The 24,936-nt window shown below is 31.9% G+C and carries 24 protein-coding genes and 1 tRNA gene; 10 read left to right on the forward strand and 15 right to left on the reverse strand.

Annotation, left to right across the window (positions count from 1 at the left end):
* Positions 1-67: 67 nt before the first annotated feature.
* From C5F47_RS07325 to C5F47_RS07335, 3 genes are all read left to right on the forward strand, one after another.
* Positions 68-2,578 (forward strand): DEAD/DEAH box helicase, encoded by a 2,511-nt coding sequence (locus tag C5F47_RS07325; RefSeq protein ID WP_179360442.1) that lies wholly within the window; start codon positions 68-70, stop codon positions 2,576-2,578.
* 42 nt (positions 2,579-2,620) lie between these two features.
* Positions 2,621-3,451, forward strand: a complete 831-nt coding sequence (locus C5F47_RS07330; protein ID WP_179360443.1) for an SDR family oxidoreductase — start codon at positions 2,621-2,623, stop codon at positions 3,449-3,451.
* Between the two features lie 77 nt (positions 3,452-3,528).
* Entirely contained in the window at positions 3,529-5,181 is a 1,653-nt protein-coding gene (locus tag C5F47_RS07335) for a DNA topoisomerase I (RefSeq protein WP_179360444.1), read from the forward strand.
* Here the strand turns inward: C5F47_RS07335 and C5F47_RS07340 are convergent.
* Positions 5,178-6,785 carry a hypothetical protein gene (locus C5F47_RS07340; RefSeq protein ID WP_179360445.1) on the reverse strand — a complete coding sequence of 536 codons (1,608 nt, stop codon included), beginning with the start codon at positions 6,783-6,785 and terminating at the stop codon, positions 5,178-5,180. The two genes, C5F47_RS07335 and C5F47_RS07340, sit on opposite strands and share 4 nt — an antisense overlap.
* A gap of 150 nt (positions 6,786-6,935) precedes the next feature.
* On the opposite strand from C5F47_RS07340, the gene C5F47_RS07345 reads away from it, so the two are divergent.
* Positions 6,936-7,050, forward strand: a tRNA-Met gene (locus C5F47_RS07345).
* Between the two features lie 189 nt (positions 7,051-7,239).
* Here the strand turns inward: C5F47_RS07345 and C5F47_RS07350 are convergent.
* A complete protein-coding gene (locus C5F47_RS07350) occupies positions 7,240-7,434 on the reverse strand; it encodes a hypothetical protein (protein ID WP_179360446.1) in 195 nt (64 codons plus the stop codon).
* Between the two features lie 490 nt (positions 7,435-7,924).
* Between C5F47_RS07350 and C5F47_RS07355 the strand changes: the two genes are divergently transcribed.
* Entirely contained in the window at positions 7,925-8,080 is a 156-nt protein-coding gene (locus tag C5F47_RS07355; protein ID WP_179360447.1) for a hypothetical protein, read from the forward strand.
* Between the two features lie 1,213 nt (positions 8,081-9,293).
* On the opposite strand, the gene C5F47_RS07360 is transcribed toward C5F47_RS07355, so the two are convergent.
* A complete protein-coding gene (locus C5F47_RS07360; RefSeq protein ID WP_246271070.1) occupies positions 9,294-10,070 on the reverse strand; it encodes a hypothetical protein in 777 nt (258 codons plus the stop codon).
* The gene (locus C5F47_RS07365) at positions 10,067-10,531 is read right to left on the reverse strand and encodes an SHOCT domain-containing protein (RefSeq protein ID WP_179360448.1); all 465 of its coding nucleotides are present in this window, start codon (positions 10,529-10,531) and stop codon (positions 10,067-10,069) included. The genes C5F47_RS07360 and C5F47_RS07365 overlap by 4 nt, the downstream gene beginning before the upstream one ends.
* Positions 10,532-10,832: 301 nt before the next feature.
* Here C5F47_RS07365 and C5F47_RS07370 point away from each other — a divergent pair, with 301 nt between their 5' ends.
* Complete coding sequence (locus C5F47_RS07370; RefSeq protein WP_179360449.1) at positions 10,833-11,291, forward strand: universal stress protein; 459 nt, start codon at positions 10,833-10,835, stop codon at positions 11,289-11,291.
* Between the two features lie 103 nt (positions 11,292-11,394).
* Here C5F47_RS07370 and C5F47_RS07375 read toward each other — a convergent pair whose 3' ends face one another.
* The 3 genes from C5F47_RS07375 to C5F47_RS07385 form a co-directional block, all read right to left on the reverse strand.
* On the reverse strand, positions 11,395-12,123 hold the full coding sequence (locus C5F47_RS07375; protein WP_246271071.1) for a plastocyanin: 729 nt from the start codon (positions 12,121-12,123) through the stop codon (positions 11,395-11,397).
* A 65-nt stretch (positions 12,124-12,188) separates the two neighbouring features.
* Positions 12,189-12,776 carry a hypothetical protein gene (locus tag C5F47_RS07380; RefSeq protein ID WP_179360450.1) on the reverse strand — a complete coding sequence of 196 codons (588 nt, stop codon included), beginning with the start codon at positions 12,774-12,776 and terminating at the stop codon, positions 12,189-12,191.
* Between the two features lie 184 nt (positions 12,777-12,960).
* The gene (locus tag C5F47_RS07385; RefSeq protein ID WP_179360451.1) at positions 12,961-13,530 is read right to left on the reverse strand and encodes a BAR domain-containing protein; all 570 of its coding nucleotides are present in this window, start codon (positions 13,528-13,530) and stop codon (positions 12,961-12,963) included.
* A gap of 102 nt (positions 13,531-13,632) precedes the next feature.
* On the opposite strand from C5F47_RS07385, the gene C5F47_RS07390 reads away from it, so the two are divergent.
* Positions 13,633-14,031: a CBS domain-containing protein gene (locus C5F47_RS07390; protein ID WP_179360452.1), complete on the forward strand. Its 399-nt coding sequence runs from the start codon at positions 13,633-13,635 to the stop codon at positions 14,029-14,031.
* Positions 14,032-14,059: 28 nt separating this feature from the next.
* On the opposite strand, the gene C5F47_RS07395 is transcribed toward C5F47_RS07390, so the two are convergent.
* The 4 genes from C5F47_RS07395 to C5F47_RS07410 form a co-directional block, all read right to left on the reverse strand.
* On the reverse strand, positions 14,060-14,431 hold the full coding sequence (locus tag C5F47_RS07395; RefSeq protein WP_246271073.1) for an ArsR family transcriptional regulator: 372 nt from the start codon (positions 14,429-14,431) through the stop codon (positions 14,060-14,062).
* 128 nt (positions 14,432-14,559) lie between these two features.
* Positions 14,560-15,591 carry a hypothetical protein gene (locus tag C5F47_RS07400; RefSeq protein ID WP_179360453.1) on the reverse strand — a complete coding sequence of 344 codons (1,032 nt, stop codon included), beginning with the start codon at positions 15,589-15,591 and terminating at the stop codon, positions 14,560-14,562.
* A 66-nt stretch (positions 15,592-15,657) separates the two neighbouring features.
* Positions 15,658-17,364 carry a fibronectin type III domain-containing protein gene (locus tag C5F47_RS07405; RefSeq protein WP_179360454.1) on the reverse strand — a complete coding sequence of 569 codons (1,707 nt, stop codon included), beginning with the start codon at positions 17,362-17,364 and terminating at the stop codon, positions 15,658-15,660.
* A 192-nt stretch (positions 17,365-17,556) separates the two neighbouring features.
* Positions 17,557-18,585 carry a hypothetical protein gene (locus C5F47_RS07410; RefSeq protein WP_179360455.1) on the reverse strand — a complete coding sequence of 343 codons (1,029 nt, stop codon included), beginning with the start codon at positions 18,583-18,585 and terminating at the stop codon, positions 17,557-17,559.
* A gap of 183 nt (positions 18,586-18,768) precedes the next feature.
* Here C5F47_RS07410 and C5F47_RS07415 point away from each other — a divergent pair, with 183 nt between their 5' ends.
* Together C5F47_RS07415 and C5F47_RS07420 are read left to right on the forward strand one after the other, a co-directional pair.
* Complete coding sequence (locus C5F47_RS07415) at positions 18,769-19,023, forward strand: Lrp/AsnC ligand binding domain-containing protein (RefSeq protein ID WP_179360456.1); 255 nt, start codon at positions 18,769-18,771, stop codon at positions 19,021-19,023.
* 2 nt (positions 19,024-19,025) lie between these two features.
* Positions 19,026-19,442 (forward strand): DUF6659 family protein, encoded by a 417-nt coding sequence (locus tag C5F47_RS07420; protein WP_246271075.1) that lies wholly within the window; start codon positions 19,026-19,028, stop codon positions 19,440-19,442.
* 35 nt (positions 19,443-19,477) lie between these two features.
* Here C5F47_RS07420 and C5F47_RS07425 read toward each other — a convergent pair whose 3' ends face one another.
* The 4 genes from C5F47_RS07425 to C5F47_RS07440 form a co-directional block, all read right to left on the reverse strand.
* The gene (locus tag C5F47_RS07425; protein WP_179360457.1) at positions 19,478-20,368 is read right to left on the reverse strand and encodes a hypothetical protein; all 891 of its coding nucleotides are present in this window, start codon (positions 20,366-20,368) and stop codon (positions 19,478-19,480) included.
* Between the two features lie 59 nt (positions 20,369-20,427).
* Positions 20,428-21,771 carry a hypothetical protein gene (locus C5F47_RS07430; protein WP_246271076.1) on the reverse strand — a complete coding sequence of 448 codons (1,344 nt, stop codon included), beginning with the start codon at positions 21,769-21,771 and terminating at the stop codon, positions 20,428-20,430.
* A 42-nt stretch (positions 21,772-21,813) separates the two neighbouring features.
* A complete protein-coding gene (locus C5F47_RS07435; protein ID WP_179360458.1) occupies positions 21,814-23,127 on the reverse strand; it encodes a hypothetical protein in 1,314 nt (437 codons plus the stop codon).
* A gap of 65 nt (positions 23,128-23,192) precedes the next feature.
* A complete protein-coding gene (locus tag C5F47_RS07440; protein ID WP_179360459.1) occupies positions 23,193-24,500 on the reverse strand; it encodes a hypothetical protein in 1,308 nt (435 codons plus the stop codon).
* Between the two features lie 141 nt (positions 24,501-24,641).
* Between C5F47_RS07440 and C5F47_RS07445 the strand changes: the two genes are divergently transcribed.
* The gene (locus C5F47_RS07445; protein ID WP_179360460.1) at positions 24,642-24,827 is read left to right on the forward strand and encodes a hypothetical protein; all 186 of its coding nucleotides are present in this window, start codon (positions 24,642-24,644) and stop codon (positions 24,825-24,827) included.
* Positions 24,828-24,936: the final 109 nt, after the last annotated feature.

A 24,936-nucleotide genomic window follows, 5' to 3' on the forward strand; every position in this document is an offset into this window, starting at 1 on the left:
TAATAATGTCATGGGTCAAAACACCTATCAAACAATAAATCATCAATAGTTTCTAAGATAACAGATCTTGAAGTTTTCATGTCCTAAATGCAAGTCAAAAATTGAAATTCAAAAAACATTCAACAAAAAAATGCATGTTTCTTGTGAAAAATGTGGAATTGAGGATCTATTAGAATTCTCAAAGAATGTTGATGAGGTATTTTTAGAATTTTTATCCAGATTTGATAAAGGTCTAGTTACAGAAAGGGGGTTATCTGAAGGTCTCAAAGATGAGGGAATAGTCAGGGGAGAAAACGAAATCAAAGAGATGATTGGAAATAACAAGCCAGATAAAATCACAGAAGAGATACTATATTCAAAAAAAGATTACGTTTCTCAATACAAGGTTTTGAGCAATCCCGAGCCTAAAATGGGCTGTAAAGTAGAAGATTTGGGACTAGATGAATCAATCACAGCACATCTCAAAGAATTAAAAATTGAACAATTTTACAAATTTCAAGAAGAGGCAATTGGAGAAATTACCTTTGGAGAAAATGTAGTAATTGAGGCACCAACTGCCTCAGGAAAAACTGAAGCATTTTTAATTCCAGTAATTCAAAGAATAAAAAAAGATGCAAATGACGGAAATGTTTTTGCTATTTTTGTTTATCCTACCAAAGCATTATCTAGAGATCAGTATCCAAAAATCCAAAAATTCGCAGAAAAGATTGGTGTTAAAGTAAAGGTCTTTGATGGAGATACAAAATTAGATGAGAGAAGGGAAATTATAGATAATCCACCTCAAATTCTAATTACAAACTTTGATGTTTTACATTATCACATGTGGCACCAAACAAAATTTTCATCATTACTATCATCAACTAGGATTCTTGTAACAGATGAGGCCCACGTATATTCAGGAATTTTTGGAACTAATGTTCATTACATTATCAAGAGATTAAAGAGAATTTGTACTAACAAATTGCAATTTGTTGCAGCATCAGCTACACTTGATGATGCAAAAGAATTCTGCCAAAAATTGTTTGGGGAAGAGATGCAAAAAATTCGAGGTTCAGGTAAAAAAGGACAAACAGATTTTGCAATGTTATTTCCATCACTTCGAACACAAAGAGCCCTAATGGTGGAATTGACAAAAAAACTAACTCAAAAAAATCATAAAACAATGGTGTTTAATAATTCTCATCTAAATTCAGAATTACTAGCAATTCAGGCAAAAAAACAAAAGGTGAATATCAAAGTTCACAGAGCAGGATTGATGGCAAATTATCGAGCATCAGTTGAGAGACAATTCAAGGAAGATAGTCTACAGGCCATTTCATGTACTCCCACGCTTGAATTAGGCATAGATGTGGGTAATGTTGATTGTGTCATATCATCTACAATACCAGTCAATAGATTAATTCAAAGAATAGGAAGGGCTGCTCGAAAAGGTCAGCGAGGATACGCATTTTTAGCTTTAGGAAATGATCCCATTTCGCAGTATTACAAAAATCACCCTGATGATTATTTTGAAGACATTGAAAAAACATACATCGATCCAAAAAATCCGTTTGTAGAAGAATTTCAAGTTTTAGCAATGGCATGTGATAGACCAATTTCAAAACATGAATTAAAGGAACATCAAGAAATTATTGAACATCATATTAGTAATGAAAATCTAAAAGAATTCAATAATAGAATCATTCCAAATTTTGATAAAATCAATTCCATGCTAAGTGAATATAGCATCAGAGGAATTGGTAATTCAGTTGATATTTTTTTGGATGGAAAAAAAGCAGGAGACAGAGTATTGCCAATTGCACTAGAAGAACTGCATAAAGATGCAATCTATTTTCTAGCAGGTATTCGTTACAAGGTAAAGGAATTTGATTATCCAAAAAATAATTATGCAAAATTGGAAAGAATTCCAAGAGATTATCCATATTATACAAAATCATTAACAGAAGAATGGCCAACAATAGAAACAGTTTACGAAAGGCGAAAAGCAAATGGCATTGAAATTGCATTTTGTAAATTGCATATTGAAAAAAAGGTGTATGGTTATGTCAATATTGAATTAGGACAAGAAATAACACAAGGAGAAAAAGTTGAGCTGGATACACCATTAGAGTATGATTTTGTCACAAAAGGGATTGTATTTCATGCACCACGACCACTGAAAATAATTGATGAATCTGAAGATGAAGAATATGCAGAAGCAAGTGGATACCATGCAACAGAGCATGTTGTGATTGAAGGGAGTAATATGATCACAGGAGGAGTTTCTCAGGATTTAGGAGGCATATCACTAGGCACATCAGGCTTGATTTTCATCTATGATGGGGCCATAGGTGGAAGTGGTGCAAGTAAAGCCCTCTATGACAGATTTGAAAAAGCACTTGAAAGGAGCATGTTCATAGTAAAAGAATGCCCGTGCAAAAATGAATCTGGGTGTCCCAGATGTACTTTCTCATATAGATGTGGAAACAACAATGAATATCTCCACAAACATTCAGCATTGGAGATTCTTGAGAGAATCAATGATGGGGAGGAGACTGAGCTAATTGATCCTACTGAAGGTGATAGACCACTAGTATAACTAATCAAAATGGGATAAATATAACAAGAATTTAGAATCATCATGGAAAAAATAGCTCTTGTTACAGGTAGTTCATCAGGAATAGGGTTGGAGACTGCCTTGTCATTAGCACGAGATGGATATCATACATTTGCCAGTATGCGAAATCTTGGAAAAGCAGGAGAATTAGAACATGCTGTAAAAAAAGAGAATCTTCCAATTGAAATTATAGAATTGAATGTGGATAAAGAAGAATCAATCATTTCTGCAATCAAAAAAGTTGTTACAAAAAATGGAAGACTAGATGTACTAGTAAATAATGCAGGATATGGTCAATTTGGATGTACAGAGGATGTATCAGTTGAAGAGTTTAGAAAACAATTTGAGACAAATTTTTTCAGTGTGGTAAGAATTATTCAAGAAGTAGCACCGATAATGAGAAAACAAAATTCTGGAAATATTATCAATATTAGTTCAGTTGCAGGACGAATCGGATTTCCGGGTTCTCCAGCTTACATTAGTTCAAAGTTTGCATTGGAAGGATTAGGAGAATGTCTAAGATATGAGCTTGGCCAATTTGGAATTAAAACAACATTGATAGAACCAGGAGTTATCAAAACAGATTTTTTTAATTCAATGAAAGTTTCTGAATCAAAATCAGACCCCAAATACAAAGCATTAACTGAAAATATTTTGGCAGGTCTAAAAATGATGGTTGAAATGGGAACCGCACCATCTCAAGTTGCAGAGGTAGTAATGAAGGCAATTCATGATGACGAAATGCAGCCTCGATATGTTGTAGGTACAGATGCTGCCATGTTCATGGAGGCTAAAAAGATGAAAACGGACCTAGAATTTGAGAAATACATGAGTAAAGAGCTATTTTCAAGCTGACATCGTACTTGTACGCTAAATTGATATACAGATAAAGTAGAATTTTATCAAAGTCCACAATTTTATGGTGAAATGATATGAAATGGAAAACTCTACAACACAATGGAATCTTGTTCCCACCTGCATATGAGGCTCAGGGAATTAAAATAAAGATCAAAGGAGAAACAGTAAATCTCAATCTCAATCAGGAAGAAATGGTGTATCAATGGGCAAAAAAGAAAGATACCCCATATGCTCAAGACAAAGTTTTTCAGAAAAATTTTACTGCGGATTTAGCTAAAGAACTAAAAATTAAAAAATTATCTTATGATGATATTGATTTTTCAAATGCTTACAAAATAGTTGACAAGGAAAAAGATCTCAAAGAGATGATGAGTAAAGAAGAAAAGAAATCTCTTGCTACTAAAAGAAAAGAACTACGAGAAAAGCTGAAAGCAAAATACGGAATTGCAATCATGGATGGAAAGGAAGTTGAAGTTGGAAACTATATGGCAGAACCCCCAGGAATATTCATTGGAAGAGGAGAACACCCACTCAGAGGAAAATGGAAACCTCCAGTTACTGCAAAAGATGTCACATTAAACCTTGGAAAAAATGCAAAAGTACCAGATGGGAAATGGGGAAAAATAATTCATGATCAAGATTCGATGTGGCTTGCAAGTTGGATGGATTTTCTTACTCAGAAAAGAAAATATGTGTGGCTTTCAGACAGTTCTGACCTAAAACAAGGTAGAGATAAAGAAAAGTATGAAAAAGCTGTAAAGCTTGAAAAAGAAATTGAAAAAATCAGAAAAGCAATGGTCAAAGATATGAAGGATTCAAAAAAGAGTAATGTTGCTACTGCATGTTATTTGATTTACAAAACAGCAATGAGGGTAGGGGACGAAAAGGATGAAGATGAAGCTGATACTGTAGGTGCTACAACCCTAAGAAAAGAACATATCAAGATTACTGCAGATGCAATAGAGTTTGACTTTTTAGGAAAAGATAGTGTAAGATGGCAAGAAACTCTAAAGATAGTTGGAGACGATAAACAATTTCAAGAAAATCTTAAAAAATTAATTGAAAAGAAAAAACCAAAAGATGAAATTTTCCACAACATCACATCAAGAGATGTGAACAAATATTTTTCAGGAATTGTAAAAGGATTAACTGCCAAGGTGTTCAGAACATTCCAAGCAACAACAGTCGTCAAAGACTATCTTGTAAAACACGATAATATGAAGGGAAAATCTGCAACTGAAAAACTATACCATGCAAAATTGGCAAATCTCGAAGCTGCAATTATGTGTAATCACAAAAGAACCATTCCCAAAACATTTGAACAATCACTACAAAAGAAGAGAGAGACTCTCAAAAAGGTAGAAAAAGAGAAGGCATGGAAAAAAACCCAAGAGACTCTCAAAAAGGTAGAAGATAAAGAACCAAAGACAGACATCCAAAAGAAAGCCAAAGTAAAAAGGATCAAGACATTAAATGAACAAATTAAAAAACAAAAAGTCAAACAAAAAGAAAGAGTTGAAAAACTAGAATTACAGATTGATTTATCTGAAAAAACTAAAGACTACAACATTGGAACATCATTAAGAAATTATATCGATCCACGTGTTTTCAAGGCCTGGACTGACGAAGTGGGTGCAGAATGGGAAAAATTGTACACATCAGCACTACAAAAGAAATTCCTCTGGGTCAAAAATGAAAACACATCTTGGAAGGATATAAAAAATTAGGACACTCTAAAGTTAGGTCCCCAAGAAGATCTTTGTTTTGAATCATAATCGTTGGTTGATTCAGTCCCAGAACTTTGTGGAATACTAAACATTTCAGAATAGTGTGCGTTAACTGGAGCATATCCTAGACACTCAAAGTGGAATTCATTGGTTAATGCAAACCCTTTGTAAAAACTCTCTTCAAGATCATGCTCGGTTTTTAACACATAGTCAACAATACGGCATTTTGTATAATCGAAACTTCGTACAGTATGCTCACCATTTATCATAGTGATATTAACATCAAACAAATCCCTTAGTGAATTGACACCAGTAATTTTTGATTGGCTTTGTTTAGCCTTATCTACTGCATTATACAACAAAGGAGTCACACCGGGAACTCCTACGAGATCAAATGTTGGATTTGCCCTTGAAATCAAATTACCTTGATTGAATTCAGGGAAATCAATCACTTCTGTTTGACCATCAAAATCAAAAGTAGCAATGACATGTGGACCAGTTCCCATATTGTAAGAATGTAGTACAGGAGTTTTTGAAGATTCTTTGCTATGTGATAATTTATCAAAATTAGGATTAATTGGTGTTAAACCAGAGCAATCAACATCAAGTATTTCAGCAGTTGCAAACCCTCGCTTTCCAGTATAACCTTCTTCTTTATCTCTCAGAGTAAGTACGTCATATCCACTTACAATACAGTCATTAAAATCAAGAGCACGTAATGTTTCATCAGGATTTACAATTTCTACATAGACGTTAAAATCTTCATTATAGCTAGATTGCATTCCAGAGAGTTTTTGAGATTTTGATATTGCATTGTCTATCAACGGATGAGGCAACACGGCTGTGATAATCTGAAAGCCTGCACCGGCATTATCGGTTTCATCAAATCCTGAAGTTAATGTAAATATTACAGATTCTATTTTTTCTGCCCCATGATCAAAGTCAAAAGTTAGAAAAGTGCGAACATCTTCAGCAAGAGGAAAAGGTAATGGACCATAATCAGTCAATTCCATTTCCATATGGATTGGAATAGAAGAATTATTTTCTAAATTAATATGAACACCACTACATCTAAACTCTATAGAGTTAACAACAGCAAATCCAGTATTGGATGCTAAATAAGACTCATAATCATCTGTGAGAGTGGATACGCTATTTGATGATATTTCACAATTATTGTATTCAAATGATTTTAGAATAGTTTCATTTTGAACGACATTAACATCTACATCAAAATATCTATGTTCATAATCAAAAACACCAGTTCCAGATAAAACAGCTATTCTATAGAGATATGCGTCATCTAGTGCCTTGTGTAGATGGGGACTATTTCCAATTACTCCTTCAACTTCAAAACTAGTTCCAACGTTAGCCACAATATCAGAAGTTGTTGAAAATACAGGGAAATTCACAGTTTCAATACCATTTCTAAATTCAAAAGTAACTTCATTATGTATTCCTGCTACAAAATCATATTCTTCTGTAAAACCTTTGATTGCATCATGAGCACCATATGCAGGGGTCAACATGCCTTGAGAAGCAAAAATTACTGTAAACATTACAATGAATGTAAAGATAGAAAATTGTTGAAAACTTTGTTTCATGTACTTGCAATCAGAAAAAGAGGGATAAGCAGTGAGTATGCACTGCAATGCAATGAAGCAATCATGCTCAATAAGATGCCAAATTATCTAAAAAAAGGCAAAATGTACTTTAGAATCATTTAATTTCCCAAATTTTTGACATTATATCATGCCGGGGTAGCTCAGCCTGGTTAGAGTGCCAGTTAATTTGGTAAACTCTAACGGTTCTCCAACTAAGGCAATACTCATAATCTGGAGGTCGCGAGTTCGAAACTCGCCCCCGGCACACATTATTCTACAACATAAAGTGCAGGATCCCACATTACAGGTTCAAAACTATGCCAAACTATGCCATTTTTGAAAAAGATATAGTGTGAAACCCAATCATTAGAACTATGCAGAACTAGGCAATTTTTTACAATATCACACAGTTTGATTCCACAGCGGAGTTACAATTTGAAGAGGGTTTGTAATGTTAAATTTTTTCTTTACAGTCTTTTTTATGTTTTCTCAAATCCTCAGTAGAATGAAATTCAGAACCACATGCTCTACATGTCTCCTTTTTCTTATTATGTGCAATTTCTTTATGTTTTTTTAGTCTTTCAGGATACTTGAATCTTGATCCACATTTATCACATTTTAAATTCCTGCCAAAATCTGTTGATGACATACTTTGCTTGATATCTCATAGTACTAAAATCAATTTTTTAACAAATGTTAATATCTGAAATGCAGTTACGGTCTTATCAAAATTAATCAATAATAGTTGAATTTGTAGAGATTTGTATTTCTGAGGGGTTATCTAAATACTAGGTGGTTTCACTTTATCCCAACAAACAACACAAAGATACCCATAACAAATAATCTGACCTTTGCTCAAATCATCCCCACATGTTTTACATGTAATTTGACAAGTCATTCTAGAATTTTATGACATATTACGCATTCTCGTTTGCCATTCAAATTATCCATCACAATTGATGGGAAATGAACGCAGTTTTTTTGTTTTAGTATTTGAAATGTCAATTTTACCTATAGATGTATTTTCAAATCCATAATTAAATAAGACAAGAATTGTGTCCATTCTGAATGAAAACAACTAGACTTGTGATCAAAATAGAAAATACTATATTTTTATTCTAGGAAAAAAACAGTAATTCATGCAAGTTGAAACAATTCAAACTGAAGAACTATCAGAATTAGATTCATTAGTTAATGAAATTGTAAAACAAAGACGAATCATAGATGTGAAACTAACAACCACAGTAGTTCAAGAAAGGATCATTTACACAGCTCTTGTAATTCTTGATGATTGATTATTTATTCATCTATTCCTGAAAGACCTGAAACAGCCCCAAACTGAAAACCATGGCTGCTAAAGATTTGGGACATGTCTCTAGGTCTTATTGGTATTTGGGCTTTGAATTCATCTACCAATATTTTTCACTAAATATCTCAATATCAAATCATATTTCAGATGTAAAAAAATTGTTCTCAGCCAATACAAAGTCAACTAGATGACTTGGTAGTGAATTTAATCAAATGAGGTATTTGTTAAATTTCCCTATTCAAAATAATATTTGCAAATATTGAAGATTCGTAAACCATTATTTTCATCAGATAAAGAAATAATCAAAACATGTTCTATATGTGGTAATAAATTCAAAGATCAAGATAGTGATTTTTGTTCATCAAAATGTGCTTCACAACATCAAGGGATTTAAAAAGTTAGAATGAAAAATCAAAAATGCCTTTGTTGTGGAAGACAGTCAATGACAGATATGGGATTTTATTGTTCTTATCAATGTGAATTTATTGCATCAATCACTAGAAAGAAATTTTATAATAAAAAAGAACTACAGTAAAATTGTGATTGAAGGTTTTTCTTTCCGTATGGGTTTTACCAACTAGGTTTTGCCTACAAACCTTGTGACGGCAAATCAGAATTAAAATTCATTAATTTAAACTTGATGAACAATTTACATTCAAAATAACAAGTTGACTTTATTCTAAATGAAATCAAAATGATATATCTTTAATATCAAAATCAACAATACCTATCTCGTGCGACATTGACATAGCATGTCAGAGAGATGCCTTCGTATCCAGACAGCATAGTCATTTGACGCACTAATAATTTCATTAATCTAGTTGATATCATTGAGATTGAAGTCAACTTCTCCATCATTTATTATTAAAAATAATCTTAGCATGTTGGATAAAAAATGAAATATAATTGTCGAGAATGCAAATTCAAATGGGAAGGAAATTCTGACACATTTTATACAGTGTTAGAACATGAAAAAATTCACGTGACAGAATAAAACCACATTAAGGAAATACGATGTCATCTAAAATACCAACACAAGCAAATTGCTCACATGAAGCCAAAGTAATGATGCCTGGTCACAAGAGTCGATACGAGTGTACCACGTGTCATAAATTTTTAGAAATATCCACATAGATTCAGAAAAATGAACCTAGACCTAGCAATAATGCAAGAAAAACAGTTATTCAACAATCACATTTTTAGATAATTTTTCCAGTTACAGCATCCACTCGGGCAACTACAACCTTGTTTTTCTCATCATAACATTTTGTCTCATAAATTGGAACAAAAATCTCCTGAAATTTAGTCACAACGTATTCCTCATGATTGATTATCAAATCATGTTTTAGACTTTCTTTTAATTTATGAAATAGTTTTGAAAAAAGCTCATTGTTAGTCATCTTGATTTTTCGAGTATGGCTTTTGTTTACATCAAGTACATTTTGGACGAAATTTTCTACTGCATCAGAATCAGTACTATAATCAAAAGTAGTTTCCAATCCATTATGATCAAAATACATAGAATCAGTCATACTTTTGACTGCATTTTCAGTTACATTGAGTTCCAAATCTTGTTTAGTAATTCCAACACCTTGTTTCATTTTTTTACCAAATTTCTTCCACACGCCTGATTCATTTAAGACAGGAAATTTTTTAGTTCCAATTGCAACTTCGACAACATCAGGGTCAACCTTAATCATGTATGAAGCATTCCTATCAAAATCAATTTCATAGTGACCTAAAATGAAAACATATTGTTCCAAATACAATTGTGGAGTTTCAACTGTTATCTCATCTGATTTTGGACGTCTTAATGCAGAACCAAAAAACGATGTTTTCTTTTTATCTAAAATTTCAATAATGTCTTGAGGTAATAGTTTAGTCCTAAGCACAATAGTTTCTTTTGTTGGAATATTACTAGGTTTTAGATTTCTTTCATCTGTCAATTTTATTTCAAATCCTTTCTGTCCATTCAAATTCTATCTAAGATCTTTTTCTTTTTCTCATTGAATTCTTTCTCAGTAATGATTCCTAATTCTTTGAGTTTAGCTAATTTTTCTAGAATTTCAAGACTTGAAGCACCATATTGTGTACCAAGTTTGATCCTACCCACAATTAATTCAAAAAAGTAAAAAAAAGCATTGGAAATTTTTTTATAAAATTTAGGGCTTTTCTTTATGAACATACTTTTTTGCTCTAAACCTTTTTCTCTAATTTTTAATGAATTGATTTTTAATGATTTTAGATATTCTTGGGATTTTAGAAAATCCGTAGTATTGTTAGTGATTTGGTTTATTTTTTCTAGGGATTCTTTACCTATCTGCTTTCCTTGTTCAACAGTTTGAGCATAATTCTTTGTAACATCTTCTATAATGTGCTCTTGTTTTTTCTTGAGGTTTTTTCCAAAATTCTGCGATTTTTCTTTTTTATTGACCATGCATTCTACCATATGCCTGAATTATTAATCCGAATACAAGTTGATTCCATTATGAATCAAGTCAATTATCCCCTATCTTAATAGTTTGAAAGTGATATACTATCCAAGTGAATTCGTGATAAGACAGCTGTACACTCCCTTCGGTACAGGTCTGCCTTCACGTAAATTCACTATAAAAGAATGAAAATTAAATTGAAACTTGAAAATAAACATAAGCAAATGCCTCAATTACTGTACAATAGAGTGGAGAAGTGTTGATGACTCTAAATCTTAATTATTTGGGAACAGTGGTATAGATATTATGTATAAAACGATACTTGTACCTCATGCAGGAACTGCTGCTGGAGATGAGGCATTAAAGCATGCAATACACATAGCAAAAATGAGTTCATCAAAAATTATTATTCTTAATGTGATCAAGCCTTGGTCAAACCCATTATTTGAAGAAATTGGCGATGATGATGCCACAACTCATGTACAAATAGAATCAATTATGACAAATATGCAAGATCATGTTAGGAAGTTTTTAGCCAAACGAGTAGCGCAGTGTAGAGAAAGCGGTATAGAATGTGACGGTATTTTCAGAACAGGTAATCCAGCCAATTCCATAGTCAAATATGCAAATGACGAAAAAATAAATCTCATAGTTATGGCCAAAATGAAAAAATCTGAAGAGTATAAATCATTTTTTAAAATTGGAGGGACTGCAAAAAAAGTCCAAGACAAATCAGACTGTTCAATTTTGCTAGTTGAAACATAACGTGTACTGAAAATTTTCTTTTTACACTTTAACTAGACTTTGTCTCAAAAAAATAAAACTTGTATTTTTGAAGGTGTGGCTAGTTTTATGATAAAATATGTGATTAGTTTGTTAGGACTTGCTCTAAAATTGTAATTTGAATATTTGCGACATTGTTAGCATGAATTTGTGTTACATATGTTCTGCATACATTTGAAGGAATGTCCTTGTCGGAGCCTACTTGAATAGATTCAATTTTAGATTTTACCAATACTTTGGCTTTGTCAATTTTCTGGTCTCCTGCACATATGTTAAATTTCACATCAAACTTGTCTTTTCCAATATTTGTAGTTGATAAAATTTTCACAGTAGGTTCAAAAGATAGTTTAGGAGCCTCGTTTTTGGCTTTTTGATTAAACTCTAAGAACTTTTCATTTAATTTTTCTAATCTGTCATCCCCTTGATATTTCCAAACAGGATCTTGGTAAAGTTTCACACAAATATTGATGAAATTGACATGATCATATTTAGCGACGAATTGAGGTTTTCCGATATTCTTGTAGGATTGATACAATATTGAACATTGATTAATTCTAGGTTTTGTAACAGTTACATCTGTTGATGTGATTGTAGGATCAAGAAGAGCATTTTTTTCCTGCTCATCTAGAAATATTATTTTATTATTTATCAAATATTTGAGGGATTCAAGATATTCTTGTTCCGTAATTATTCCCTGACCATACCAAAGTGCAGTATTTTTTACCCAATCTGGAATAAGGGATTCTGCATAAGTAAATGATACTCCAAAGAACAAAATCAAAACAAATGGAATTAGTAAAAATACTTTATTCAATAATTATTGAAATACAAACTTCAATAAATCATTTGACTTTTAATAAAAAAGAAAAAAATAGAAAATTATCCATGAATTATGAACAATAGTCTATAATATTCTGCTCTTGCATCTTTGAGTTCCTTTCGTAATTCAACGATTTCACTAGATAGTTTAACCAGTTTTGAAGTGTTTTCTGGACTATCAGGTGATTTTACAAGTTTTTGTAGTGCAGTGTTTCTTTCACTAAGCAATACCTTGATGTCACCTAATCGCTTTTCAGCGGTGTTTGCCATTTTGGTCACTGTATCTTTTGTGAAGAGTTTTCCTTTGATGGTGTCAGGGCTTGCTGCTTTGATTTGAGTAGCAGAAACTTGACATGCATTTGGACTCAAGTCTATTGCAAGTTTTACAGATCTTACTTCGCTGTCAGAGCTAACTACAACTTCTGGAGAGCGAATTGGTTTATCACCAGCACATGCTTCAAAGACATAGGTATAGGCGATAGTTCTACTCTCTGATTGGAATATTGGTGCTTGGCCTGCAACGTTTGCAATTTTTACTTTTTTGACTGTCGGATTTAGTTGGGCATCTACTGCAGGTAAATTAAAACCTGAAATTAGCAAAATCGAAGCCAATGCAATAGCAGCAAACATGATTGTTTGGTTATTCATTAATGTCAATCTAAAGAATCATGCATATCAATAAAGTAGACATTTGCCACCAGTGACAATTTATCGAATATCAAAATCAAGTTAAACAACAGTTTGATACAAAGTAAAATAATCAGAGCAAAAGACAAAAAATATTTCAACACACATAGTTACACTAGAGAATATTAAAAAAGAAAAGAAAAGACTAGTTTCTAAGTACAAATAATAGATTATAGTATTCGTTTCTTGAATCTTTAAGGTCTTTTCTTAATTCAGTCAATTTTTCACTAAGATCATTGATCTTTGCAATATTTTCTCTCTTTGTAGGATCATTACCTTCTATAGATGAAATTATTTTTTCAAGTTCGGTATTTGTATTAGAGATTTCAGATTTTATTTTAATCAGCCTCTTTTCAGCCTCATTAATCATTGAGTTGATCTTTGATTTGTCAACTTTCTTTAGTTGAATTGTATCTTTATCAAATGCTTTGATTGTAGATGAAGTAATTTTGCATGTATTAGAATATAGTGCCTTGTTCAGTTTGACTGTTTTTACTTGACTGTCAGAGGTGATTATAACTTCAGGGGATCTCATAATGATGTCCTTTGCACATACTTGGAAAACTACACTATGAGTTCCTAGTGAAGACGAAGTAATCAATTTGATCTCGGTATTTTTGCTTGTTTGAGCACTAGCTGAAGATAATCCAAATCCAGATATTAGTAGAATTGATGCCATAGCTATTGCAGCAAACATGATTGTCTTATTATTCATTATTATCAATCCAAGGAATCATGCATATCAATAAAACAGATATTTGTCACCAGTGACAAAATCTATCTACCATAAAATATCAGAATCAAGTTAAACAACAGTTTGATACAAAGTAAAATAATCAGAGCAAAAGACATCATGGATATCGATTCATTATGTGTTGAGTCTCAGTTATCAAACAAAGAAGTTGCAAGAAAAATGATAGAGTTGAACAAAAGTGCAGTCATAGTCATTAAAAAAGACACACCTGTTGGAATTATAACATACAAAGATTTAGTCATGAACAATGTTGTTTCAGAAAATTCAGTAAATAGACCTATTTTAGAAACTATGTCATCCCCACTAATTCATTGTGGTCCAGAACAATCAATTTGGGAAGTAATGGATTTAATGTATAGTAGAAACCTTAAAAAAATTGCAATAATTGATGAGTATGATAAATTATTAGGAATAGTAAATTCAACAGATATAGTAAAAGTATTCTCAAATTTAAAAAACTAATTATGAGAAAAAATTTAAAAAAATCCAACTAATTTTTGATTATATTCACTATCAATTCTTTTGGATGATATGATATACTGATACTTCTAACTTTGCTTTTATACAAAAAGTATTTTTTTCCACTATCTGTAACAGTTCCAGAAATTTTTAGCAATTTTGAATCATGGAATAATTGGATTTTTCTATATACTGTGCGCAATGGTACTTGAGTTTCATCACTAATTTCCAAAATAGATTTTGCTGTATCTATTATACTATCTAATATCATCCTAGATGAATTATCAGATATTATGTTCAAGAATGTTTGTCTTATTTCTTCATCATCAATACCCGGACTAAAAGACGTTATTGCGGATTCATCATTTCCAGTGTATTTTTCATTTTTCACTTTATTTTCCATAAATGTATAATGTGGATTATGCTATTAAGACATGAAATCTACAACTAATTTCAATCTTAAGTTATCTAGTTGTGTTAATCTACGGTTAAAGTCAACTGGATGTCAAAGAATATTATGTTAATTTGAGTTTATTGTCCTGTTGCTACAGAATAACTTACAGTGAAAGGCGTATCTTTCATAGTGTGAAGGGCAACTGCATTTCCAGTAAACTGCCAAGTGCCCATTGCAGATTCTTTATCTACAAAAGTTAATGCATAGAAGGTTTTGCCATCAGGAGACCAGATTGCTTGTCCATGTGCACTCTGTCCTGGTTGCAATGGACCATGTAGTGCTACAAGTTGAACATCTTCAGATGCTGAAAATCCCAAAGTTCCAAAATATGCATAAGGTCTTGGGGGTAAAATAATTGCTAGTTGATGATTCTCATGTCCTTGTCCAGGATCTTGTACAGATGTAATAGTTTCACTTTTTACAGTGTCAGTTAGAGTTCTTTCTCTATATGCAACAGAATATGAAACAGAAAATGGTTCTTCGTTCATTGAATGTACTGCTAAAGCATTACCTGCAAATTGCCAAGTTCCTGCCTGAGCATCTCGTGGAACAAATGTTAAAGCATATTTTGTTTTGCCATCAGGGGACCAGATTGCTTGTCCCTTATCTTCACCTTGTTTTAATGGTCCATGTAATGCTACAAGTTGGACATTCTCAGATGCAACGTATGTAAACATTCCACGATATACTTTTTCAGAAGGAGGCAAAATGATAGCTAGTTGATGACTCTCATGTCCTTGTCCAGGATCTTGTACAGATGTAATAGTTCCAGTCTTTATTGTTCTTGGAGGTAAGGATAATTCATCATATCTTGCTTTTTCAGATGATGCTTTATCATCTAATTTCTTTTTTTCAGATTCTTTCTTTTCTGTTTTGACTTGTTCCTTTTTTTCTATCTTTTTTGCTTCTTTCTTTTCTGGTTGTTCTACTTCAGAACATAATTTATCACCACATACAATTCCTTTGGTATCAGAACCATATTGTGATGATGGCACCCCTTGTCCCTTTAATGCATCAGCTGATTGAATTAAATCAAATGAACCAGATATTGCTCCAAGTAATAACAAAGATGCAGAGAAAAATATAGTAAAATTATATTTGTTAATCATACAAGGTCTGATAAATTTTATCATACTTAAAGAAATTGATGATGAGATAGACTGAGTCATGATTTATTATTTAATTTTTACAATTCCTTGATTAATCAAATATTCAATTCCCTGAACATATTCTACATCAGATATTTTACCTTCAGCCCACCATCCAGCATTAGTTTTTACCCATTTAGGAATACTAAATTTTGGAGCATCTGGTGATTTTGGAATTACAGATACGGCACTTGATTCTTTTCCAGTTCCTTCAGAATTAACAGCAGATACTTTGAAATTATAAGATGCATCATTTACCAATCCAGTAATTATCGCATTAGGAACTGTATCATATTTTTGAATAGTTGTAAATGAATTAGAGCCAGTCTTAGATTGAATGATTTTGTATCCAGTGATAGGGAATCCATTATCAAAAGGAGCACTCCATTCAAGTTTAATTTGGTTATTTCCAGTAGTTGCTCTCAAATCACCAATCTGTGCAGGTATTTTTCCAACAGCAGATAATTGTGACATTGGAGTTACATATACTATGTTTGATTCAGGTCCAACTCCTTGGGCATTAACTCCCAATACTCTAAATCCATAAGGAATACCATTAGTTAATCCATCAATAGTTATCCTTGTATCCTTTCCAACAATTGAATGAGATATAAAAGATGTAGAACCAGTTTGGAATTCTCTTACTCTATATCCAGTAATATCTTCTAACGAAGTAGATGATACAGACCAAGTTAATGTAACTTGGCCGTTACCAGGAGATGCTTTGAGATTAGTTATAGCTATTGGGACTTTATTAGTAGGAGTTACAGAAATTGCTGAAGAATCTTTTCCAACCCCAATTGAATTTACAGCAGAGACTTTGAATTGATAAGAGACATTATTTTTTAAACCAAGAATAGTAGTTTTTGTCACATCTCCAATGTTAGGATAAGTTGTAGATACAGTAGAGTCTTTTTCATTTACTGTAACTCTATAGCTTGTGATTGCAGCTCCATTATCAGAAGGTTCAATCCAAGATAAAAATACCTGCCCATTACTTGGGATACCAACTACTCCGCGTACTTGGTTTGGAACTGTAGCAATAGAAGATTTTGATGGAGTTGCAGAATCAACATTGGAATCAGGACTCTGTCCTAATGCATTGACGGCGTTAATTTTAAAAGCATAAGATGCATCATTTGTCAACCCAGTAATTTGACCAGAAGTAGCTTTTGCTTCAAGGGTTTTTTTCTTAAAATCATCTGTTCCAATTTGCCAATATGTTATTTTATAACTTGTAATCGGAGAACCATTTTCATTAGGTTTTGTCCAAGTCATAGTTACTTTAGAGTCTCCTCTAGTTGCAATGAAATCAGTTATAGCGTTTGGAACGTCAGTTAAAGGAGCAGTGCTTAATGGTTTTGCAGATGCAATATTCGAATCATTACTAGAACCAATAGAGTTTATCGCAATCACCTTAAAACTATATGAAACATTATTTTTCAGACCCGTTGCTACAGCGGTGGTAGTAGTACTTAGATTAGGAAAGGTTGTAAAAACATCAGAGCCAGTTTCCCATCTAATGATCTTATAGGAAATTATTGGCGAACCATTATTATCAGGGGCACTCCAAGAAAGATGAATTTCCCCATTACCAGGAATTGCAATAAGATCAGTAATAGTTTCAGGGACAGAGGGTGTTTGGGCAAATGCAAAATTATCATGTGAAACAATTAGTGAAAATGAAAATATAGTTAGGGAAATTGCAAGGAAATAAAATTTGTTAATAGTCATATTTTTTTAATCCGTACATATGGTTTAACAATTGTGAAGGAATCGTATTAGTTGCAAACATCTAAGAATTTTATTTATTAAAATAACATATTAAAACACAGATAGTTTTTGTCATTTGTGGCATCAGCAAACCTAAATTCCAAATATTTCAGAACTGCAACAAATGTAGTTATTATAAGAAAAATAAAAAAATTATTTTGTAAGTACTAATGAGTAGCTTACAGTGAATGGTTCAGAATTGAACGTATGAAGTGCCAAAGCATTTCCTGAGAATTGTGTAGAGCCAGCTGCTTTTGTTGGAACCAAAGATAAGGCATAATATGTCTCACCGTCTGGAGTCCAATTTGTTAATCCTGTTACCTCACCTTTAGTGAGAGGTCCTATCAAAGTAACAATCTGTACTGGTTCAGATGCATCAAATGTAAGATGTCCTGAATATGCTTGTTCTCTAGGAGGTAGCAATAGAGCTAATTGATGTTCCTCATGTCCAATTCCTGGATCTTGCTGAGAAGTTATAGTTTTTCTAAATACCTTTTCACCATCAGTAATGTGCTCAGTATATGTTACAGAGTAACTTACAGTGAATGGTTCAGAATTGGTTGTATGAATTGCAATAGCATTTCCTGAGAATTGCCATACGCCTGTAGAAGTTTCTTTATCTACAAATGTTAATCCAAACTTTGTTTTTCCATCAGTACTCCAAATTTTTTGTCCTTTAACATTACTGTCTTTTAATGGTCCATGTAATGCTACAAGTTGGACATTCTCAGATGCAGTATATGTGAGATATCCACGATATACTTTTTCAGAAGGAGGCAAAACTATAGCTAGTTGATGATTCTCATGTCCTTGACCTGGATCTTGAACAGATGTTAAGACACCAGTTACGGTCTTTGGTACTTTGAGAGATGCAACTGCTTTAGCAGAAGTCATTGTTTCAGATTTTGCATCTTTTTTTGGTACTTCTTTTGCTTTTTCTGCAGATTCGGTCTTCTTTTCAGATTTTACCTGTTCTTTTTTCTTTTCCTCAACAGGTTTTTTTTCTGTTGCAGGTTCAGAACATAATCTATCACCACAGACTTTGTTTGAATTAATTGAGCTAGCTGAAGTTCCCTTACTCTTTAAAGCGTCAGCAGACTGAACTACTCCAATTGGTCCTGCAATAGTTCCTGTTAAAAGAACAGCAACTGCAAAAATTGCAATAAAAGTTGTTTTTGTCATTAACGTTTAGCATGAATGTAATGATATATCTTTTTCTTAAAATTTGGAATCATTTTGGAAGGTATTAAAGGCTAAAATGAGATAATAAGGTCTTGTCCTGTAACAACAGAATAACTTTCAATAAATGGAACATATGGAAGCAATTTTTGATATAATTTATTTATGATAAAATGAAATTAGATTATGCAAGCATATGTTCTTGTCACATGTAATAGTGGAAGTGAATCATCCATAATATCAGAATTTAAAGAATTACCAGAAGTAATTGAGATCAATGGAATTTGGGGCAAATATGACATATTTTTGAAAGTTTCCGACCCAGATCCCAGTAAAATGGATCAAGTGGTGCAAAGATTACGAAATCATCCAGATATCACAGATAGTTATACCATGCATGTTCTTTATGGACAAGGTGGAACCATCGATGATGATGAATAAATATGGCAAAAATTACAAAAGAAATAATGTCAGATACAACAGTTGAAGATATAAAAAAATTAGATGTTGCTTGTAAGGAATTATCAAATGAAAATAAAATCAGACATGTTGGCGTGATAAATAATCTTGGCAGATTAATTGCTGGAGGATTCAAAGTTGGGATATCGCCACTGTTAGATAGTGACAAAGTTGCAATGACTTACATGCAAATGCAATTAGATTTTAAGATGAGACAAGAGCTTGATGAAGTTTTAGGGCCAATTGATTACATAGCATCAAGAAGAACTAAACAATTAATCATCAGTGTTCCAATTAAAGATAATTTAGTATTAATTTCTGCAGAACCTGATGCAGACGATAAACAAATAATAAAAAAAGCTGAGGAACTATTTGACGATATCATAATATCTACAATTTAATTTAAAAATATACTTTAGATTTTTATTTAAAACATCTATTTACTTTTCAAATCTTTGTTTGAATTAGAACTTCCATCATCCAATCTCTTTTCGATTTCATCTGTTTCTTTTTCTATTTTCTTTTCGATTTCATCTGTTTCTTTTTCTATTTTCTTTTCGATTTCATTGTGTTTTTTTTCTATTTTTGTAACATGAACATTTATTTTTTCATCAATTTGTTTTTCAATTTGTTCTTCTAATTTTTCTTCTGCAACAGGCAAAATTTTTCTTTTGATGAGAAATAAGATACGCAAGATGGCTTCAACAAATATAGCATACACAACAAATCCTATGATTTTCCCTATAAATGGAATAAAATCATCTAATCTGTCTAGTAATTGTTCAGTGGTAAAGAAAATATTGCTTGTAAGAAATATACCTAAAAGAGCAAATGGAATTAATTTGGCAAAATCTTTAGCTAGATCTTCTTTGTAATATGCAGATATCCTTACAGTGACTACAAGAGATATGACAACTAGAAAAACAATATCTCGTGGAAGATCTGGTGCCATAAAGAACAAGAATGTAGAATAAACTACAAACCAGACTAAGACTACTAATGGGAAAATGAATACATATTTGATAATATATCCAAAAATGGATGTAATTTTTTTCCCATCAGTCTGATATTTTGTTAATGGCAAAGGGATCATTTCACGTCTAGCAAGAAATCTGTAAAAATTCCAAATGAAAATTCCATATACCACCATTCCAATTGAATAAAAAATTAAATCGGTGATAGATAATTCAATTCCTAAATTATTACCAATCGTATCAAAATCAATAAATGAATTAATTGGACTCTCACCAGAAGTTAAATTTCCAAAGAATTCAAATTGATTTTCAAGGGTACTTTGTGCAAAGACAGAATTTACAGAAATTGTCAATATAACAATTAAAAAAAGAAATAATTTCATCATTCTCTAATTATCAATTATTGTTGAATTTATCTATAAACCTCTAAGAGAATTTTGTGTAGTTCTACTTTTACAGAGTTTAGTTCTTTACGTAATTCTATAGATTTGTCAGTGCCCTCAGAAATTGCTAATTGTCTTTCTTCTTTACTAATTGAACTTGAAGTAGAAGCTGAGTTGAGTTGTGCCTGTACAACCATCATCTCATCTTTTATAGATTCAATTCTCTTTTCTAATTCAATAATAGTTTCAGAGGATTGGGTTTGTCCTACAAGTTTGATAGCAATAGAATTTGGAGATAGGGCATTAATTTTTCCAGTTGAAACTTGGCATGTATTGTGAGCTATTTTTTCAGCCATTTTAACAACTTTTGTGGCAATATCAGAAGACAACTCTACTACAGGAATTCTCAATGTGGTATTATCGGTACAAATTTCAAAAACTACATTATATGCCATAGAATTTTCAAGTCTATCATCAGGCTGAATAAGGGCTACATTGACTGAAATGATTTCAGACAAAACACCATCAACATCGATTCCAGTGATAGATTTTCCTTTAACTACAGGCGGAATATTATTCGTAGCAGAATTAAGATTCAAAAACAACAGATATTTTTGTAATTCAGAGCGTGTATTTTTTAATTCATGTCTAATGTCAGATATTTTGTTGTGAATTGCAGAGACTTTTTTTGCTCTATCATTAGCAGGAGTTTCTTCATTAATTGCAGATAGTTTTTCTCTTTGAATAACAATATCAGACTTTAGACTAGAGATTTTATTTTCTAATTCAGTAATTGATTCAGAAATTCCCCCATGGTTTAACAATTTTGCAGAAATACTATTTGAATCAGAGGCTCTAACTTTAGTTGCAGTAGTATAGCATGAAGTCAATTCTACATCTCTAAGTTTTACTGATTTAGTTTCACTATCTGAAGTAATAATCACTTCAGGAGAACGAATTTTTTCATCTATGGCACATATTTTAAAAACATAGTTATGAGTATCGATTTTTGGGAATGTTTCAACAGAACCAGGATTTTTGTATTGTTTTGTAGTTGCCATATGAGTTAGTGTGCCAATAGGTTTTGATTGCAATTCTTTAGATTCAGTAGTATCCGCATCAAGTGGTAATGCGAATCCACGTTTAACTAGTAAATCAACTACATTAGGTGAAACACATGCAGCATCACCATTTGAAGTTCGAATAATTTTAACAAACTTTTCCTTACAGATAACTTCTTCAGGGGCAAAATTCAAGTCCATTTGATCCTTTGGAGCAATCACATCTGCAAATGCAAAGTTAGATGCAGTTACAGATGATGCAAGTAATGTAACCATCAAAAACATTATGGAATAATATTTCATCAAAGCCATTATTTCATATCAACCTCATTAAATTTGGTATGATTAACTAAATCACTGAGCCTTAAGTAATAGAGAATTTAATTGAACCCTTTTTTCCAAGATATCAGTACGTAATTCACTAATATCTAAAGTAAGTTTTAGGACTTGTGGTTCTGTCTCAGAAGTTAGTTTTTTAGATACAAAATCACCTAACATGCTTCTTTTATTTGCTAAAGACTCTTCCATTTCTTTTAACTGAGTTTCCAATGATTGGATTTGTGAAGATATTCCAGAATTACCTGAAATGGATGTTGCAATAGAGTCAGAATCTAATGCATTAATTCTCGTAATACCAACTTGGCAAGACTCTGGAATTATTCTATCAATTAATTTTACATCTACTGAATCAGAATCAGAAGTTACTGTAATAATTGGCAATCTTACACTTTGTGTTCCAGCACAAGCTTCAAAAACGACATTAAATCTCTTGAGATCTGGATTATTAGAACCAGTTGGAGATACACTATCAGTAACAGAGACTAGGTCAGAAGTCATTCCATCTAAAGGCTTTCCAGTAAGAGATTTTGGTAAATCAATTTTTGATGCTTTAACATTTGGAGGCACGTATAATACCATCTTATATCTTTGAAGTTGATTCTGTAGTTCTTTCAATTCTTTTTTCATAGATACGATTTCGCTAGTATTTTCAGGAATTATTGTTTTATCGTTTTTGTTTGGTAGTTTTTGTTTTGCTTCACTAATTTTACTTTTTAAATCTGCAATTTGAGTTTCAAGGGATGAGATTTTTTCTGTTACACCGCCTTTGTTAAGGAGTTTGGCAGAAATTGAATTAGGATCTGCAGCTTTGATTATTACAGAACTAGTATAACAAGATCCGGCTTTTAGAGGACTTCCCAATTTCACACTTTTTGTATCACTATCAGAAGTAACATAAATCTCAGGGGCTTTAACTAATTTGGTAGTTCCACAAGCTTCAAAGATATAGGAATATCCACCAATGCTGGCTTTTGCTCCTGTGCTGGCTTGACCTTGTTGTTTCAAAGTTGCAATTTTTGTAATAGTTCCAGCAGATTCACCTTTCTTCAGTTTCTTATTTTTGATTTCCTCTAATTTTTTCTCAGAAAGTTGTTTTGCCCATCCATTTTCTGCAAGTTTTTCAGCAGTAGAAGGTTTTACGCATGAGACTTTGTTTGAAGAGTTTTTAGTAATTTTTACAAAGCCTTCTGCACAAATTACTTGTTCTGCTGTAAAATCTAATTTCATTTGTTGTCTAGGACTAATAACATCAGCAAATGATTGAGTAGGTAATGTTCCTGAAATTAATACTACGCCTAAAATTATTGCAAAAATGGAAGTTTTATTCATATAGCATCTACCGTTTTTTCATCATTAAAAAACATTATCAGTGTACGATTTAATTCAGAATAAAATCAATTTGACTCTTTTTGATCAAGTCCAATATTTTTTAGAAATTTATTGGATTCCATAAGAGCATGTTTTTTGATTTTTGTTCTATCTTCTTTTTTAATTGATTTTGAGGCTAAATGAAGCATCTCATCCATAAGGTGAATACCACCCTGAGCACCTTTTTTGAGTCCTAATTGGTACAATAGTGGCAATTTAGACATATCTGCAGTCACATTCATTTTGATTTCAGGCAAAGTGATTTTTTTATCAGGAGTCTCAATTTCGGTAAATTTGTCAACAACTTTGGAAAGTAATGATGCAAGATTTTCACTTAGATTTCTCTCAAGCTTTGTATTTTTTTCTTTTCTGGCATTCATTACAATTCTTTTAATTTTTAGAATAGCTTGATTAGCATCTACAGAGTCAAAATCAGTTGAAGAAAGATCCAAGTTAAAATCATGCATGAATGCTTCTACAATAAATGAAATTGCTTCTTTTCTACATGATGCCTTTGTTGTTCCAAATGGGCAATTATCACAATTTGTTGTGAAATATCTAGTTCCTCTTTGACCAAAACTAGAAAGAACTATTTTATCTTGTTCACGTAGCTTTCCAATAGTTCTGGAAACAAGACCTTCATCAATTAATAATGCTTGAGAAATTTCCTGATTAGAATAAGAACCCTCATCAATTAATTCTAAAATTTCTTCTTCTAATTCCCCAGGGGAACGTCTAGATGGTTCATCAATAGCATCAGCTAAATAATGGGGTACAACCTTATCATCTCTTTCATGATTAATTACAAATATTTTTCCATCATAATTTGCATTAAGTCCAGAGAGAGTTTCAGTTTTTAATATTTTTATAAGAATTTTTTCAAGATTTTTAATTTTGAAATCTTGTAAAAGATCAGTTAATTTGTTAGTAGTAATTTTTAGATTATTTTTAGCAAAAATATGATACAATGCCCATCTGATTTTTCTTTCATCACTTCTTTCAATTAATCTTAATAATCCACAAAAACTGTCAATTCTTTTCCATTTAATATCAGAAATTTCATCTTTGGAATTTTTGATGTACAGAACTGTATCCAATTCTTTTAAAAAAAGTTCAAACTGTTCAATCAATTCAGATTTTTTAATTTTTGAAACTTGTTTAATTTTTAAGCTTTTAGGGAGAAGAACAAACAGTTGTTCTTTTGATAATACTGTTTCATCTCGAAAAGACTTTGTTTCATATCTCATAAATTCAAAAAATTCCAGAGTTCTATTTTTGAGCGAAATAGGTGAAAATATTCTCAAACCAATCAGACTAGTAGGAGATAAGCCCATAGTAGAATTAATCCAGTTGACTATATATGCCTGCTAAGGCAACCAAATGACTAATTACACCATTAAAATAACTAGTTTATTTTAATTCAAATCTAATCAAAAATATTCTATTTTAATAACAAAATTCTATTTTATTTGTTCATGAACACAACTCAAATGCTCATCAGAGCAGAGAATAGGCAACCTGAGCCACAAAGTATCCTGGTTGAAAGCATACCAGTAAGAGAAAGGGAAAAACTTCCAAACAGAAGAAACAAATCAATTCAAGAGTATTCTTGGGAAGATTTCAGAGGATTGTCTCTCGGATTTGGTGAGGATTGGGATTGAGAAAATTTCTTCTTGAAAATTTTTTCAAAAGGAAAAGAGCAGAATTACAATTTGAGCAAGAGTTACTGGACACATTCAAATGATCAATACACCATCAAAGTTATTTGAA

This window comes from Nitrosopumilus cobalaminigenes (assembly GCF_013407145.1).
Lineage (GTDB): Archaea > Thermoproteota > Nitrososphaeria > Nitrososphaerales > Nitrosopumilaceae > Nitrosopumilus > Nitrosopumilus cobalaminigenes.

Coding starts and splice junctions, on each gene's coding strand:
- C5F47_RS07385 (WP_179360451.1), bottom strand. CDS start 13,530: ATGAATAATAAGACAATCATGTTTGCTGCAATAGCTATGGCATCAATT.
- C5F47_RS07405 (WP_179360454.1), bottom strand. CDS start 17,364: ATGACTATTAACAAATTTTATTTCCTTGCAATTTCCCTAACTATATTT.
- C5F47_RS07395 (WP_246271073.1), bottom strand. CDS start 14,431: ATGGAAAATAAAGTGAAAAATGAAAAATACACTGGAAATGATGAATCC.
- C5F47_RS07350 (WP_179360446.1), bottom strand. CDS start 7,434: ATGTCATCAACAGATTTTGGCAGGAATTTAAAATGTGATAAATGTGGA.
- C5F47_RS07355 (WP_179360447.1), top strand. CDS start 7,925: ATGCAAGTTGAAACAATTCAAACTGAAGAACTATCAGAATTAGATTCA.
- C5F47_RS07435 (WP_179360458.1), bottom strand. CDS start 23,127: ATGAATAAAACTTCCATTTTTGCAATAATTTTAGGCGTAGTATTAATT.
- C5F47_RS07440 (WP_179360459.1), bottom strand. CDS start 24,500: ATGGGCTTATCTCCTACTAGTCTGATTGGTTTGAGAATATTTTCACCT.
- C5F47_RS07335 (WP_179360444.1), top strand. CDS start 3,529: ATGAAATGGAAAACTCTACAACACAATGGAATCTTGTTCCCACCTGCA.
- C5F47_RS07330 (WP_179360443.1), top strand. CDS start 2,621: ATGGAAAAAATAGCTCTTGTTACAGGTAGTTCATCAGGAATAGGGTTG.
- C5F47_RS07400 (WP_179360453.1), bottom strand. CDS start 15,591: ATGATTAACAAATATAATTTTACTATATTTTTCTCTGCATCTTTGTTA.
- C5F47_RS07370 (WP_179360449.1), top strand. CDS start 10,833: ATGTATAAAACGATACTTGTACCTCATGCAGGAACTGCTGCTGGAGAT.
- C5F47_RS07420 (WP_246271075.1), top strand. CDS start 19,026: ATGGCAAAAATTACAAAAGAAATAATGTCAGATACAACAGTTGAAGAT.
- C5F47_RS07380 (WP_179360450.1), bottom strand. CDS start 12,776: ATGAATAACCAAACAATCATGTTTGCTGCTATTGCATTGGCTTCGATT.
- C5F47_RS07365 (WP_179360448.1), bottom strand. CDS start 10,531: ATGGTCAATAAAAAAGAAAAATCGCAGAATTTTGGAAAAAACCTCAAG.
- C5F47_RS07430 (WP_246271076.1), bottom strand. CDS start 21,771: ATGGCTTTGATGAAATATTATTCCATAATGTTTTTGATGGTTACATTA.
- C5F47_RS07410 (WP_179360455.1), bottom strand. CDS start 18,585: ATGACAAAAACAACTTTTATTGCAATTTTTGCAGTTGCTGTTCTTTTA.
- C5F47_RS07340 (WP_179360445.1), bottom strand. CDS start 6,785: ATGAAACAAAGTTTTCAACAATTTTCTATCTTTACATTCATTGTAATG.
- C5F47_RS07415 (WP_179360456.1), top strand. CDS start 18,769: ATGCAAGCATATGTTCTTGTCACATGTAATAGTGGAAGTGAATCATCC.
- C5F47_RS07445 (WP_179360460.1), top strand. CDS start 24,642: ATGAACACAACTCAAATGCTCATCAGAGCAGAGAATAGGCAACCTGAG.